Below are 14,652 nucleotides of genomic sequence, written 5' to 3' on the forward strand. Positions count from 1 at the left end.
CGATGGACCCGCTCTTCTTCAAGCTGGTGCGGGTGGTCAACCTCACGGCCCGGCCTTTTCATGAACGCGTGGGCCGGGAGCACCAGCTCACGCTGAACGAGTGGCGCACGATGGCCGTGCTCGGCGCGCAGCCGGGCCTCAACGCCACGCAGGTCGCCGACCAGACGGGCCTGGACAAGATGGCGGTGAGCCGCGCGTTGGCCGGCCTGAAGCGCCACAAGCGCGTGCAGCGCCACGAAGACCCGACCGACCAGCGCAGCAGCCGCCTCTACCTCACCGCCGCCGGCAAGGCACTGCATGAAAAGGTCGCCACACTGGGCCGCGAGCGCGAGGCCGCGCTGTTCGCAGGTGTCGACGGCAACGAACTGGCCCAGCTAGACGCAACGCTAGACAAACTCATCAAGGCCGTCCAGCGCAGCAGTTGACAAAGGCACGCCAAACCCCGCCCCCTTCCAGAACACCGAGGAACCGGCTTCGCCGGGCCTCAGGTGTTGCCCCCGGCCGGGGGAAGGCGAAGCGACACGAAGTGCGCGCAGCCTGGGGGCGAGCCAGGTTCACGCGGCGAAGCCGCCGTCGATGTTCAGGCCCGCGCCGGTCACGAACGCGGCTTCGGGGCTGGCCAGGTACGCCACCATGCCGGCAATCTCGTCGGCATGGCCGTGGCGGTCGATGGCCATGAAGCCGTGCATGGTGGCGGCCATCGGGCCGCTGGCGGGGTTCATGTCGGTGTCGACCGGGCCGGGCTGCACGTTGTTGACCGTGATGCCGCGCGGCCCCAGGTCGCGCGCCAGGCCCTGCACCAGGCCGGTCAGCGCCGACTTGCTCATCGCATACACGCTGCCGCCGGCAAAAGGCATGCGCTCGGCGTTGGTGCTGCCGATGTTGACGATGCGCCCGCCCGTGCCCATGTGCGCCAGCGCCGCCTGGATCGCGACGAACACGGCGCGCACGTTGACCGCGATGGTGCGGTCGAAGTCGGCCAGCGCGAACTGCTCGACGGGGCCGAGGTGCAGCACGCCAGCGTTGTTGACCAGGATGTCGATGCGCCCGCCGAAGTGCCCGGCGGCCTGGTCGATGCCGGCCTTGAGCGCGGCGGCATCGGCACTGTCGATCTTCAGCGCGAGGGCGCGGCCGCCTTCGGCCTCGATGGCGCGCACCAGCTCGTCGGCCGGCGCGGCGGAACTGGCATAGCTGAAGGCCACGGCGGCGCCGTCGCGCGCCAGCCGGCGAACGATGGCGGCACCGATGCCGCGCGAACCGCCGGTGACGAAGGCGACCTTGCCGGCCAGGACGGGAGCAGAAGAAACGACGTTGCTGGAAGCCATGATTTTTCCGATCTGTTGGAGGAAGAAGGCCTCCAGTCTCTGCCTTTCATTGCATTGCCGGTAGCCATCAATCGAGTCAATCAAATTCAACTGAAAGTTGAATATCGGCATGAAAATGCGCGCATGGAACCGCTCAATCACCTCGAATCCTTCGTGCAAAGCGCGGAGGGCGGCAGCTTTTCGGCCGCGGCCCGGCGCCTGGGGCTCACGCCGGCGGCAGTCAGCAAGAACGTGGCGCGGCTCGAGGCGCGGCTGGGCCTTCGGCTGTTCCAGCGCAGCACGCGCAGCCTCACGCTGACCGAGGGCGGCGAGCGCTTCCTCTCGCAGATCGGCGGCGCGCTCGCCACGCTGCGGGAGGCCGTGGCCGGCATCGACACCGACGACGGCCAGCCCGCCGGCATGCTCAAGGTGAGCATGGGCCAGGCCTTCGGGCGAGAGCATGTGCTGCCGATGCTGGGCGACTTCCTCGCGCGCTACCCGGCCATCGTGCCGGACTGGCATTTCGACAACCAGCAGGTCGACCTGGTCGGCGAGGGCTTCGACGCGGCCATCGGCGGCGGCATCGAACTGTCGGCGGGGCTGGTGGCGCGCGAACTGGCGCGCGTCCACCAGGTGGCGGTGGCGTCGCCGCGCTACATGGAGGGGCGGCAGATGCCCCGGCACCCGTCGGACCTGGCTGCGCTCGACGCCTTGCTGCGCCGCTCGTCGCCCACGGGCCGCGTGCGCGGCTGGACGCTGCGGCACATGCGCGCCAACGCCAGCGAGGCGGAAATCTCTGTCGAGCTGCCCCGGCCGCGCGCCGTCTTCAACGACCCAGAGGCCCTGGCGCAGGCCGCGCTCATGGGGCTGGGCGTGGCGATGCTGCCGATGCCCTTCGTCGAGCGCAACCTGCGCGGCGGCGAACTGGTGCGGCTGCTGCCCGAGTGGTACCAGGAGACGGGCGCGGTGTGGCTCTACTACCCGAGCAAGAAGCTGCTGCCGCCGAAGACGCGGGTGTTCATCGACTTCGTGCTCGAGCGTTTTCGCAGCGAACGCTTCGCCCAGCGGATGCAGGTGGCCTGACCGTTGCGCCCACGGGGTTTTCACCCGCGACGCGGGCAGCGCCCCCATGTACAAACGCGCGCATGACTTCTTTCTCTTTCTTCTTCTCTTCTCCTTCGAATCGCCGGACCGCGCTCGCGGCCTCGGTCGCCACCGCACTCGCGCTGATGGCCGCCCCGTCCTGGGCCCAGAGCAACTGGCCGACCAAGCCGGTGCGCATCGTCGTGCCGTTCGCAGCCGGCGGCACCACCGACATCCTGGCGCGCGCGATCGCGCCCGAGCTTTCCAGGGCGTTCGGCCAGCAGTTCATCGTCGACAACCGGGCCGGCGCGGGCGGCAACCTGGGCGCCGAGATCGTGGCGCGCGCGCCCAACGACGGCTACACGCTGCTGATGGGCACGGTGGGCACGCACGGCATCAACCGCGCGCTCTACCCCAAGCTGCCCTTCGACCCGATCAAGGACTTCGCGCCCATCACGCTGGTGGCCGCCGTGCCCAACGTGATGGAAATGAACGCCGACAAGGCCAAGGCGCTGAACATCCACAACGTGCAGGACTTCATCAAGTACGCCAAGGCCAACCCCGGCAAGCTGAACATGGCGTCCAGCGGCAGCGGCACGTCGATCCACCTGGCGGGCGAGCTGTTCAAGAGCATGACGGGCACCTTCATGGCGCACATCCCGTACAAGGGCTCGGGCCCGGCGCTGCTGGACATGGTGGGCGGCAACGCCGACGTGATGTTCGACAACCTGCCCTCGTCGATGGCGCAGATCAAGGCCGGCAAGCTCACTGCGCTGGCCGTGACCAGCGCGCAGCGCTCGCCCGCGCTGCCTGACATTCCGACGGTGGCCGAGGTGGGAGGCCCGACGCTCAAGGGCTACGAGGCGAGCTCGTGGTTCGGGCTGCTGGCGCCGGCCGGTACCCCGCCCGAGGTCGTGAACCGCATTCAGCAGGAAGTGGCCAAGTCGCTGGGCACGCCGGCCATCAAGGAGAAGATGCTCGCGCAGGGCGCGCTGCCGAGCGGGAATTCACCCGCCGACTTCACGAAGCTCATTGCGAGCGAACACGTGAAGTGGGCGAAGGTGGTGAAGGACTCCGGCGCGAAGGTCGATTGAACCGCTGAAGACGCTCAGGTCTTCCAGGTCACGTCCTTCTTGTCGGCCAGCGAATCCTTGAGCATGTGAAGCAGGGGGGCTGCACGCTGGTGCAGTCCTACATGCTGCTTCTCGGCCTCGTTGGCATGGCCCTCTACCGCGTAGTCGTCGTGGTTGTGGGTGTTGCTGCCTTCGCGGGCCAGGGCGGCCTCGAGCGCGGAGATGGCGCCCGGGATCTGCTCGACCGTGATGATGCCTTGCGGCGCGGCCGACTTGCCGACGATGTCGAGCAACTGGCGCGCGTGCACTTCGAGCATCACGAAATCGGCGGAAGCCCGGGACTGGAATCGATAGAGCATGGTGTTCTCACTTACTTGTAGATGTAATCACGGGCAAAAGGGTACACCGATTGCGCACCGCGCAAGACGCCATGCTCGACCTTGCCGTCCGGCTTGGTAGACAGCATCTGGTGCAGCGAAATCCAGCCCTGCTCGAAGCTCATGGCCGAGCCCGCGAGGTACAGGCGATAGGCCCGCAGCACGCGCTCGGCGTTTTCGCCCTGGCGGCCGCCGCTGCGCTTGAGTATTTCGCGCGCGGTGTCGAGCTGTGCTTCGAGCGCGTCCGACCAGGCCCATAGCGTGCGCGCATAGTGCGGGCGGAGGCTCTCGGTATCGACCATTTCCAGGCCGGCCGCGGCCGTCTCGCGCAGCACGTGCGTCACGTGCAGCAGCTCGCCGCCGGGGAAGATGTATTTCTCGATGAAGTCGCCCATGCCCGCGCCCAGCTGGCGGTAGTTGAGCTCGCCCGAGGTGATGCCGTGGTTCATGACCAGGCCGCCGGGCTTGAGCAGCGAATAGATCTTGCGGAAGTAGGTCGGCATGTTGGCCGCGCCCACGTGCTCGAACATGCCGACCGACGAGATCTTGTCGAAGGGCTGGTCGACCGACAGTTCGCGGTAGTCGCGCAGCTCGACGCGCACGCGGCCCTGCAGGCCCTTTTCCTCGATCAGCCGCTGGACGTGCGCGTGCTGGTTCTTCGACAGCGTGATGCCGGTGGCGTCCACGCCATAGTGCTCCGCCGCCCACAGCAGCAGCGCGCCCCAGCCGGAGCCGATGTCGAGATAGCGCTCGCCCGGCTGCAGCATGAGTTTGCGGCAGATGTGGTCGAGCTTGGCTTCCTGGGCTTGCGCCAGCGTGAGGTCGGGCGTGCGGAAGTAAGCGCACGAATAGACGCGGCGCGGGTCGAGCCACAGCGCGTAGAAATCGTCGGAAACGTCGTAGTGGAACTCGATCTGGGCCGCGTCCTTGCGCAGCGAATGCGAGCCGTGCGACTTGGCCATGTGCTGCAGGCGGCTCCACCAGCCGGTGTCGGTCTCGGCCGGGTTGCCCGGCAGCATGCCCACCGTGGCGTCGATCAGGTCGCGCATGGCGCCTTCGATCTGCACCTTGCCCTCGACGTATGCCTCGCCGATGGCCCCCACCTGCCGGGCCGCCAGCTTGGCAAGCACCGTCCACTCCTTGAAGGCCAGCGTGACGCGGGCCCCCGCCTGGGCAACGCGGCGGCCATCGGGCAACTCCAGCGCGATAGGAACAGGCAGCGAGGCCAGCTGCGACTCGATCTTGGGTATCAAGTTTTGCATGGGGCCCATGGTATTGATTTTTCCAAGTTTTTGCATGACTACCCGTGTCGGCGGAAGCCTCGAAACGGTGCGCCCGGCCGGTAGTTGCCAACCCGCATTGACAGCAGATTGTTTATGTCTAAACTATTGAAACATGAACAGCCTCAACCCGGTTCAATCCGTCCGCCCCGCTCCAGCCGCGGATCTCCAACGCATCCTGTGCATCGGTGGCGGGCCGGCCGGGCTGTACTTCGCACTGCTGATGAAGGCGCGCAACCCGGCGCTGCAGATCACGGTGGTGGAACGCAACCGCCCCTTCGACACCTTCGGCTGGGGCGTGGTGCTGAGCGACCAGACGCTGGGCAACCTGCGCGCTGCCGACGCCGAAACCGCGGCGCTCATCGGCAACGAGTTCCATCACTGGGACGACATCCAGGTGTTCTTCAAGGGCCGCCAGGTGCGCTCGGGCGGCCACGGCTTCTGCGGCATCGGCCGCAAGCGCCTGCTGAACATCCTGCAGGAACGCTGCCTGGCACTGGGAGTCGACCTGGTGTTCGAGACCGACGCCACCGACGACCAGGCCATCGCCGCGAAGTACGAGGCCGATCTCGTCATTGCCAGCGACGGCCTCAACAGCCGCATCCGCCAGCGCTATGCCGACGTGTTCAAGCCCGACATCGATCTGCGCAACTGCCGCTTCGTGTGGCTGGGCACGCACCAGACCTTCGATGCCTTCACCTTCGCCTTCGAACAGACCGAGCACGGCTGGTTCCAGGCCCATGCCTACCAGTTCGACGACAAGACCTCGACCTTCATCGTCGAAACGCCGGAGGCCGTGTGGAAGGCACATGGCCTCGACCAGATGGAGCAGCCGGAGGCCATCGCCTTCTGCGAGAAGCTGTTCGCCAAGTACCTCGGCGGCCACTCGCTGATCAGCAATGCCACCCACCTGCGCGGCTCGGCCAACTGGATCCGCTTTCCGCGCGTGGTGTGCGAGCGCTGGACGCATCGCATCGACGTCGAAGGCCGCTCGGTGCCCGTGGTGCTGATGGGCGACGCTGCGCACACCGCGCACTTCTCGATCGGTTCGGGCACCAAGCTCGCGCTGGAAGACGCCATCGACCTGGCCAACGAATTCGCACAGGGCGGCACCGTCGACCACGTGCTCGAAGGCTACGAGGCACGCCGCAGCGTCGAGGTGCTGAAGATCCAGAACGCCGCGCGCAACTCGACCGAGTGGTTCGAGAACGTGCCGCGCTACACGGGCATGGAGATCGAGCAGTTCGCCTACTCGCTGCTCACGCGCTCCCAGCGCATCAGCCACGAGAACCTGCGAGTGCGCGACACGCAATGGCTCGGCGGCTATGAGAAGTGGCTCGCGGGCGGCAAGGCCGTGCCGCCGATGCTCATGCCCTACAAGGTGCGCGGGCTCACGCTGAAGAACCGCATCCTGGTGTCGCCGATGGCCACCTACAGCGCGGTCGACGGTGTGCCTCAAGACTTCCTGCTGGTGCACCTGGGCGCGCGCGCGCTCGGCGGCGCCGCGATGGTGTTCGTCGAAATGACGAGCCCGACACCCGAAGGCCGCATCACCCCGGCCTGCACCGGCATCTACAACGACGCGCAGCAAGCCGCCTTCAAGCGCATCGTCGATTTCGTGCACACGCAGTCGAGCGCGAAGATCGCGATGCAGCTCGGCCACAGCGGCCCCAAGGGCTCGACCCGCGTGGGCTGGGAAGGCACCGACGAGCCGCTCGAAAGCGGCAACTGGCCGCTGCTGGGTGCCAGCGCCGTGCCGTACGGCGAGCAGAACCAGCTGCCCGCAGCCATCACGCGCGCCGAGATGGACACGCTGCGCGACCAGTTCGTCGCCTCGACTCGCCGCACGCTGGAAGCCGGCTTCGACTGGCTCGAGCTGCACTGCGCGCACGGCTACCTGCTGTCGGCCTTCATCAGCCCGCTCACCAACCTGCGCACCGACGAGTACGGCGGTGACATCGAGGCACGCTGCCGCTACCCGCTCGAAGTGTTCCGCGCCATGCGCGCCGTGTGGCCGGCGGACAAGCCCATGAGCGTGCGCATCTCCGCGCACGACTGGGCGCCCGGCGGCAACACCGACGCCGACGCCGTCGTGGTCGCGCGCCTCTTCAAGGAGGCCGGCGCGGACTTCATCGACGTCTCTTCGGGCCAGACGACGCGCGCCGCCAAGCCGGTGTACGGCCGCATGTACCAGACGCCCTTCTCCGACCGCATCCGCAACGAAGTGGGCATCTCGACCATCGCGGTGGGCGCCATCACCGATGCGGACCAGGCCAACAGCATCATCGCGGCCGGCCGCGCCGACCTGTGCGCCGTCGCGCGTCCGCACCTGGCCGACCCGGCCTGGACGCTGCATGAAGCCGCCAAGCTGCAAAGCCGCGAAGTCGACTGGCCGAAGCAGTACTTGAGCGGCCGCGACCAGATGTACCGCGAGATCGCCAAGCAGCAGCAGATGGCTGCAGCCGCCGCGGCGAACCCCGAGGAGACACACTGACATGGACCTCGAAGCGCGCGCGCACAGCGAACACCCCGAAGCCCTGCGGCTCTGGCTGCGGCTGCTCACCTGCACCCAGCTGATCGAGAAGCAGGTGCGCAATGAACTGCGCTCGCAGTTCGCGACCACGCTGCCGCGCTTCGACCTGATGTCTCAACTCGAGCGCTCGCCCGAGGGCCTGAAGATGAACGAGCTCTCGCGCCGCATGATGGTGACGGGCGGCAACGTCACCGGCATCACCGACCAGCTCGTGACCGAAGGGCTGGTGGAGCGCATCAATGTCGAGGGCGACCGCCGCGCCTGGCGCGTGCGCCTCACCGCGCGCGGCCGCAAGCTCTTCAACGAGATGGCGCAACAGCACGAAGACTGGATCGTCGAGGCCTTTGCGGGCCTCAGCGGAAAAGAGATCGCGCAGCTGCACAAGCTGCTCGGCAAGGTCAAGCAACACTCACACAACCAATCGATGGCGGAGACGGAATGAAGCACTACATCGGCGCAGGCAACCCCATGCGCGCGCAATTCGAAGCGAAGGCTGCCTACAAGGCCGAGCACTTCGCATGGAGCTACGAAGCGGGCGTCGGCACCATCACGCTGAACCGGCCCGAGCGCAAGAACCCGCTCACCTTCGACTCCTATGCCGAGCTGCGCGACCTGTTCCGCGCGCTGGCCTACGCGACAGACGTGAAGGTGATCGTGGTCACCGGCGCGGGCGGCAATTTCTGCTCGGGCGGCGACGTGCACGAGATCATCGGCCCGCTGACCGGCATGCGCATGCCGGAGTTGCTGGAGTTCACGCGCATGACGGGCGACCTGGTAAAGGCCATCCGTTCGTGCCCGCAGCCCATCGTCGGTGCGATCGACGGCGTGTGCGCCGGCGCGGGCGCGATGATCGCGCTGGCCTGCGACCTGCGCTACGGCTCGCCCGCCACGCGCACCGCATTCCTCTTCACCCGCGTGGGCCTAGCCGGCGCGGACATGGGCGCATGCGCGCTGCTGCCACGCGTGATCGGCCAGGGCCGTGCCTCGGAACTGCTGTTCACCGGCCGCGCGATGACCGCGCAGGAAGGCCACGCCTGGGGCTTCTTCAACGCGCTGCACGAAAGCGATGCATTGCTCGAGGCCGCCACCAAGGTGGCGCACGAGCTGGCCGAAGGCCCCACCTTCGCGCACGGCATGACCAAGACCATGCTCGCGCAGGAATGGTCGATGACCATCGACCAGGCCATCGAGGCCGAAGCGCAGGCACAAGCCATCTGCATGCAGACCGAAGACTTCAAGCGTGCGTACGAAGCCTTCGCGGCCAAGCGCAAGCCGGTGTTCGGCGGAGACTGACGCCATGATGACCAAGGCACCTGCCCCACCCTCGACAGTGCACCTGGCGCTGCCGTTCTTCGACGATGCGCATCGCGCGCTGGCCGAAGGCCTTTTGCCCTGGGCTGCTGCGCAGGAGATCGACGAGCACGACGACCGCGCCGCCTGCCGCGACTGGGTACGCCGTCTCGGCGACGGCGGCTGGCTGCGCTACTGCGTGCCGGGCACATCGGGCGGTGCGCTCGAGCGGCTCGACTCGCGCGCCCTCGTGCTGCTGCGCGAAACGCTCGCCTTCCATTCGCCACTCGCCGACTTCGCATTCGCGATGCAGGGCCTGGGCAGCGGCGCGATCACGCTTGCAGGCACGCCCGGGCAGCACGCCAACTACCTGACGGCAGTGGCCAATGGAAGCAAGATCGCAGCCTTCGCGCTCAGCGAGCCCGAGGCGGGCTCCGACGTGGGCGCGATGGCAATGCGCGCCGAGCCCACCGCCGATGGCTGGAGGCTCAACGGCGAGAAGACCTGGATCAGCAACGGCGGCATCGCCGACTTCTATTGCGTGTTCGCGAAGACCGATCCTGCAGGCGGCACGCGCGGCATCACCGCGTTCATCGTCGATGCGACGACGCCGGGCCTCGACACCTCCGCGCACATCGACGTGATGGCGCCGCATCCGCTCGCCACCTTGCGCTTCGAGAACTGCGTGGTGCCGCGCACCGCTCAGCTCGGCGAGCTCAACGGCGGCTTCAAGCTCGCGATGCGCACGCTCGACATCTTCCGTGCATCGGTGGCCGCCGCGGCGCTCGGCATGGGGCGACGCGCGCTGGCCGAAGCCATCGCGCATTCGAAGAACCGCCGCATGTTCGGACAGACGCTCGCTGACTTCCAGCTCACGCAGGCCAAGCTCGGCGAGATGGCCGCGCTGATCGACAGCGCAGCATTGCTCACCTACCGCGCGGCATGGATGCGCGACGACGCCGAACAGCGCGGCGCGCCCGCGGTTGGCGACGTGTCGGCAGCAGCCGCGATGGCGAAGATGTGCGCCACGGAAAACGCGAGCCGCGTGATCGACATGGCGCTGCAGATGCATGGCGGCCTCGGCGTGAAGGTTGGCACGAAGATTGAGAGCCTCTACCGCGACATCCGCTCGCTGCGCATCTACGAAGGCGCGACGGAGGTTCAACAACTGATCATTGGCAAATCCGTTCTGCGGGGATAAATACCGTGTCTGCCCAAGTCGACCGCTTCGTTCACGACCGCCTGCCGCCAGCCGCGCAGCTGCCCGTCTTTCGCTACGACCTGCCCGAGTTGCAACTGCCCGACCAGTTGAACCTGGTCGAGGAACTGCTCGACAAGGCAACTGCCAAGGGCTTCGGCGACAACCTGATGCTTCGTTCGCCGCAGGGCACGCTCACCTATTCGCAAGCGGCCGTCGAGGTCAACCGCATCGCGCAGGTACTGACGCAAGACCTCGGGCTGGTGCCGGGCAACCGCGTGTTGCTGCGCGGCGGCAACTCGGTGGCGATGGCGCTGGCCTGGCTCGCGGTGGTGAAGGCGGGATTGATCGCGGTCGCGACGATGCCGCTGCTGCGCGCGAAGGAACTGGGCGAGATCATCGAGAAAGCACGGCCCGTGGCCGCCCTGTGCGATGGCCGGCTGCTCGATGAACTCGCCATCGCGCAGCGGGAACATCCGGTGCTGGCCACCGTGATCGCGTTCAACCAGCCCGATGCACCGGACTCGCTCTCGGCGCGCGCCGCGAAGAAGAGCGGCGTGTTCACCGCATGCCCCACGGCATCGGACGACATCGCGCTGCTCGCGTTCACGTCGGGCACCACGGGCAAGCCGAAGGCACCGGTGACCACGCATCGCGACGTGCTCGCGATGTGCCAGACCTGGCCGCGCCACGTGCTCAAGGCGCGCAGCGACGACATCGTGGTGGGCTCGCCGCCGCTGGCCTTCACATTCGGGCTCGGTGGGCTGCTGGTGTTTCCGATGTGGGCCGGTGCCTCGGTGTACTTTCCCGATGCACCGTTCTCGCCCGAAGGGCTCGTGAAGCTGATCAACCAAGTCGGGGCGACCATCAGCTACACCGCGCCCACGTTCTACCGCCAGATGGCACCCTTCGTGAAGCAGCACGGCATGCCGAGCCTTCGCATCAGCGTGAGCGCCGGCGAGGCACTGCCCGACGCCACGCGGCAGCTATGGAAGGAAGCCACCGGCATCGAGATGCTCGACGGCATCGGCGGCACCGAGGTGTTCCACATCTACATCTCGGCTGCCGGCGACGAGGTGCGCCGCGGCGCAGTCGGCAAGGCGGTGCCGGGCTTCACCGCGAAGGTGGTGGATGACGCAGGCAACGAGGTGCCGCATGGCACTGTCGGCAAGCTGGCGCTGCAGGGGCCCGTGGGCTGCCGCTATCTCGACGATCCGCGCCAGGCCGACTACGTGAAGAACGGCTGGAACTACCCGGGCGATTCGTTCGTGCAGGACGACGACGGCTACTTCTTCTACCAGGCGCGCGCCGACGACATGATCATCACGGCCGGCTACAACGTCGGCGGGCCGGAGGTGGAAGATGCGTTGCTGAAGCACCCCGCCGTGGCGGAGTGCGGTGTGATCGGCAAGCCGGACGCGGACCGCGGCATGATCGTCAAGGCTTTCTGCGTGCTCAAGCCCGGCCATGAAGGCGATGCAGCCTTGGTGAAGACGCTGCAGGACCATGTGAAGGCGACGATCGCGCCCTTCAAATACCCGCGGGAGATCGAGTTCGTCACGGCGCTTCCGCGCACCGAGACTGGCAAGCTCCAGCGATTCAAACTGAGACAACCCAACACAACATCATGATCAACAAACTCCTGCAGCCCGAAGGCTGGCTGCCTCCCAAGGGCTATGCGAACGGCGTCGCCGCACGCGGAACGATGCTGTTCGTCGGCGGCCAGATCGGCTGGAACGCGCAACAACAGTTCGAGTCGGACGACTTCATCGACCAATGCGGCCAGGCGCTGCGCAACATCGCCGAAGTGCTTCGCGCTGGCGGCGCGGGCCCCGAGCACATGGTGCGCATGACCTGGTACGTGACGGACCGCGACGAATACAGCCGCCGCCTCTCCGAGCTGGGCCCGGTCTATCGCGATGCGATGGGGCGCAACTTCCCGGCCATGACCTGCGTGCAGGTGGCTGCGCTGGTGGAACACCGCGCGAAGGTCGAGATCGAGGTGACGGCGGTCATTCCGGACTGATGCCTCATCGGGCATGCGCCGCACTTTCACCGTAACGAGCGCGCGTAAATTCCAGAAACAGAAAAGCCCTCTTTGCGAGGGCTTTTTCAATTCATTTACCGGCCAAGAAAAAAGGCCCTTTGAAAATTCAAAGGGCCTTTTAAATTGGTTGCGCGAGCAAGATTTGAACTTGCGACCTTTGGGTTATGAGCCCAACGAGCTACCAGGCTGCTCCATCGCGCGGCAAGAATAAATTATAGCTTATTCAGCAGCGTTTTGCTCGGCTGCGTCTTCTTTAATTTCAGGACGGTCGACGAGTTCGACCAGTGCCATCGGCGCGTTGTCGCCCACGCGGAAACCCATCTTCAGGATGCGCGTGTAGCCGCCCGGACGGGCTGCGAAACGCGGACCGAGTTCGCCGAAGAGCTTCACGACGCTGTCGCGGTCGCGCAGGCGATCGAAAGCCAGGCGCTTGTTGGCCAGCGTGGGCTTCTTGGCGAGCGTGATCATCGGTTCGATGACGCGACGCAGTTCCTTGGCCTTGGGGACCGTGGTCTTGATGACTTCATGCTCGATGAGCGAGTTCATCATGTTCTGCAGCATCGCGAGGCGGTGCGAGCTGGTGCGGTTGAGTTTGCGGAGTCCGTGTCCGTGACGCATGGTGCTTTCCTTTACTTTATAAAAACAGGCAGCCGTATCAGGTACTGCCCGGTGCACTGGCTCTTTGGGGAGCCAAATTCAAAAATTCAAATCAACGCTTGTCGAGACCGGCCGGCGGCCAGCTTTCGAGCTTCATGCCCAAGGTCAGGCCGCGGGAGGCGAGCACTTCCTTGATTTCGTTGAGCGACTTGCGACCCAGGTTCGGGGTCTTGAGCAGCTCGTTTTCGGTGCGCTGGATCAGATCACCGATGTAATAGATGTTTTCGGCCTTCAGGCAGTTCGCCGAACGCACGGTGAGTTCGAGCTCGTCGACAGGGCGCAGCAGGATCGGATCGAATTGCTGTGCGCTGCGCGGTGCCGGTGCATCGAATGCAGCCAGTTCGCCGCCTTCGAGCTGCGCGAACACTGCGAGCTGCTCGACCAGGATTTTAGCCGAAGCGCGAACTGCGTCTTCCGCAGTGATGGCACCATTGGTTTCGATCTCGACGAGCAGCTTGTCCAGGTCGGTACGCTGTTCGACACGGGCGCTTTCGACCGTGTAGCTCACGCGCTTGACGGGCGAGAACGACGCGTCGAGAACGATGCGGCCGATCGACTTGGTCGGCTCGTCCGCATAGCGACGCATCGTGCCGGGCACGTAGCCGCGACCCTTTTCGACCTTGATCTGCATGTCGAGCTTGCCGCCTTGCGACAGGTGCGCGATCACGTGGTCGGGGTTGATGATCTCGACGTCGTGCGGGGTCTGGATGTCCGATGCGAGGACCGGGCCTTCGCCGTCCTTGCGCAGGCTCAGCGTGACTTCGTCGCGGTTGTGGAGCTTGAACACCACGCCCTTGAGATTCAGCAGGATGTTGACGACATCTTCCTGCACGCCGTCGATCGACGAGTACTCATGCAGAACGCCAGCGATCGTGACTTCGGTGGCCGAGTAGCCGACCATGGACGACAGCAGAACGCGACGCAGCGCGTTGCCGAGCGTGTGGCCGTAGCCGCGCTCGAAAGGCTCGAGCGTGACCTTGGCCTTGTTGGCGGCAAGTTGCTCGACCTGGATGGTCTTGGGTTTCAGCAGGGTGGTTTGCATGCAGACTTCCTCTCAATACCCCCGGCTCGTTACACCGGTAAGGCTGGTGAAGCACCTGATCCGCGACGAAGCGCGGAGCAGGAACGTGAACAACAATATCAATCTCCCGCCGGCGCGAATGCGCCGGGGCGGGTAGAAAAAATCAACGCGAATACAGTTCGACGATCAGCGATTCGTTGATGTCGGCTGCGAATTCGTCGCGATCGGGCACCTTCTTGAACGTGCCTTCGGCCTTGTCGGCATTCACGTCGACCCAAGCCGGAATACCGACTTGCTGGGCGAGTTGCAGCGCTTCGACAATGCGGTTCTGCTTCTTCGACTTGTCGCGCACGGCGATCACGTCACCGGTCTTGACCAGGTACGACGGGATGTTGACTGACTGACCGTTCACCGTGATCGCCTTGTGCGACACGAGCTGGCGCGCTTCGGCGCGGGTCGAGCCGAAGCCCATGCGGTAGACGACGTTGTCCAGGCGCGACTCGAGGATGAACAGCAGGTTGGCGCCGGTGTTGCCACGGCGGCGATCGGCTTCTTCGAAGTAGCGGCGGAATTGCTTTTCGAGCACGCCGTACATGCGCTTGACCTTCTGCTTTTCACGCAGTTGCAGACCGTAGTCGGAAGTGCGCTGACCCGAGGTGCGACCATGCTGGCCGGGCTTGGAGTCGAACTTGGCCTTGTCCTGGATGGAGCGGCGGGCGCTCTTCAGGAACAGGTCGGTGCCTTCACGGCGGGAAAGTTTGGCCTTGGGGCCGAGGTAACGTGCCACGA

Annotated in this window: 15 protein-coding genes and 1 tRNA gene; 9 read left to right on the forward strand and 7 right to left on the reverse strand. The window is 66.0% G+C overall.

Annotation, left to right across the window (positions count from 1 at the left end):
- Nucleotides 1–2 precede the first annotated feature (2 nt).
- Nucleotides 3–425: a MarR family winged helix-turn-helix transcriptional regulator gene (locus ACWV14_RS30415; RefSeq protein ID WP_081267443.1), complete on the forward strand. Its 423-nt coding sequence runs from the start codon at nt 3–5 to the stop codon at nt 423–425.
- A 129-nt stretch (nt 426–554) separates the two neighbouring features.
- Here ACWV14_RS30415 and ACWV14_RS30420 read toward each other — a convergent pair whose 3' ends face one another.
- Nucleotides 555–1,325, reverse strand: a complete 771-nt coding sequence (locus ACWV14_RS30420) for an SDR family oxidoreductase (protein ID WP_454905525.1) — start codon at nt 1,323–1,325, stop codon at nt 555–557.
- A gap of 123 nt (nt 1,326–1,448) precedes the next feature.
- Between ACWV14_RS30420 and ACWV14_RS30425 the strand changes: the two genes are divergently transcribed.
- Nucleotides 1,449–2,387 (forward strand): LysR family transcriptional regulator, encoded by a 939-nt coding sequence (locus ACWV14_RS30425; RefSeq protein ID WP_454905527.1) that lies wholly within the window; start codon nt 1,449–1,451, stop codon nt 2,385–2,387.
- Between the two features lie 62 nt (nt 2,388–2,449).
- On the forward strand, nt 2,450–3,481 hold the full coding sequence (locus ACWV14_RS30430) for a Bug family tripartite tricarboxylate transporter substrate binding protein (RefSeq protein ID WP_454905529.1): 1,032 nt from the start codon (nt 2,450–2,452) through the stop codon (nt 3,479–3,481).
- 14 nt (nt 3,482–3,495) lie between these two features.
- Here the strand turns inward: ACWV14_RS30430 and ACWV14_RS30435 are convergent, their stop codons facing one another.
- On the reverse strand, nt 3,496–3,819 hold the full coding sequence (locus ACWV14_RS30435) for a DUF1840 domain-containing protein (RefSeq protein WP_454905531.1): 324 nt from the start codon (nt 3,817–3,819) through the stop codon (nt 3,496–3,498).
- An 11-nt stretch (nt 3,820–3,830) separates the two neighbouring features.
- Nucleotides 3,831–5,099, reverse strand: a complete 1,269-nt coding sequence (locus ACWV14_RS30440; RefSeq protein ID WP_454905533.1) for a class I SAM-dependent methyltransferase — start codon at nt 5,097–5,099, stop codon at nt 3,831–3,833.
- Nucleotides 5,100–5,232: 133 nt separating this feature from the next.
- Between ACWV14_RS30440 and ACWV14_RS30445 the strand changes: the two genes are divergently transcribed.
- From ACWV14_RS30445 to ACWV14_RS30470, 6 genes are read left to right on the forward strand one after another with little or no spacing between them, the layout of a single operon-like run.
- Complete coding sequence (locus ACWV14_RS30445; RefSeq protein WP_454905535.1) at nt 5,233–7,611, forward strand: bifunctional salicylyl-CoA 5-hydroxylase/oxidoreductase; 2,379 nt, start codon at nt 5,233–5,235, stop codon at nt 7,609–7,611.
- A 1-nt stretch (nt 7,612) separates the two neighbouring features.
- Nucleotides 7,613–8,092: a MarR family winged helix-turn-helix transcriptional regulator gene (locus ACWV14_RS30450; protein ID WP_422084539.1), complete on the forward strand. Its 480-nt coding sequence runs from the start codon at nt 7,613–7,615 to the stop codon at nt 8,090–8,092.
- Nucleotides 8,089–8,943, forward strand: a complete 855-nt coding sequence (locus tag ACWV14_RS30455; protein WP_454905537.1) for an enoyl-CoA hydratase family protein — start codon at nt 8,089–8,091, stop codon at nt 8,941–8,943. The genes ACWV14_RS30450 and ACWV14_RS30455 overlap by 4 nt, the downstream gene beginning before the upstream one ends.
- 4 nt (nt 8,944–8,947) lie before the next feature.
- The gene (locus ACWV14_RS30460; protein WP_454905539.1) at nt 8,948–10,141 is read left to right on the forward strand and encodes an acyl-CoA dehydrogenase family protein; all 1,194 of its coding nucleotides are present in this window, start codon (nt 8,948–8,950) and stop codon (nt 10,139–10,141) included.
- A gap of 5 nt (nt 10,142–10,146) precedes the next feature.
- The gene (locus tag ACWV14_RS30465; protein WP_454905541.1) at nt 10,147–11,769 is read left to right on the forward strand and encodes an AMP-binding protein; all 1,623 of its coding nucleotides are present in this window, start codon (nt 10,147–10,149) and stop codon (nt 11,767–11,769) included.
- Nucleotides 11,766–12,164: a RidA family protein gene (locus ACWV14_RS30470; protein ID WP_081267432.1), complete on the forward strand. Its 399-nt coding sequence runs from the start codon at nt 11,766–11,768 to the stop codon at nt 12,162–12,164. Before ACWV14_RS30465 ends, ACWV14_RS30470 begins: the two co-directional genes overlap by 4 nt.
- A gap of 145 nt (nt 12,165–12,309) precedes the next feature.
- On the opposite strand, the gene ACWV14_RS30475 is transcribed toward ACWV14_RS30470, so the two are convergent.
- From ACWV14_RS30475 to rpsD, 4 genes are all read right to left on the reverse strand, one after another.
- Nucleotides 12,310–12,386 (reverse strand) — tRNA-Met (locus ACWV14_RS30475).
- Nucleotides 12,387–12,404: 18 nt separating this feature from the next.
- Complete coding sequence (rplQ, locus tag ACWV14_RS30480; protein WP_081267431.1) at nt 12,405–12,803, reverse strand: 50S ribosomal protein L17; 399 nt, start codon at nt 12,801–12,803, stop codon at nt 12,405–12,407.
- A 91-nt stretch (nt 12,804–12,894) separates the two neighbouring features.
- Nucleotides 12,895–13,884: a DNA-directed RNA polymerase subunit alpha gene (locus ACWV14_RS30485; protein WP_009124827.1), complete on the reverse strand. Its 990-nt coding sequence runs from the start codon at nt 13,882–13,884 to the stop codon at nt 12,895–12,897.
- Nucleotides 13,885–14,026: 142 nt separating this feature from the next.
- The gene (gene rpsD / locus ACWV14_RS30490) at nt 14,027–14,650 is read right to left on the reverse strand and encodes a 30S ribosomal protein S4 (protein ID WP_009124826.1); all 624 of its coding nucleotides are present in this window, start codon (nt 14,648–14,650) and stop codon (nt 14,027–14,029) included.
- Between the last annotated feature and the right edge of the window lie 2 nt (nt 14,651–14,652).

The organism is Variovorax durovernensis (assembly GCF_977011995.1).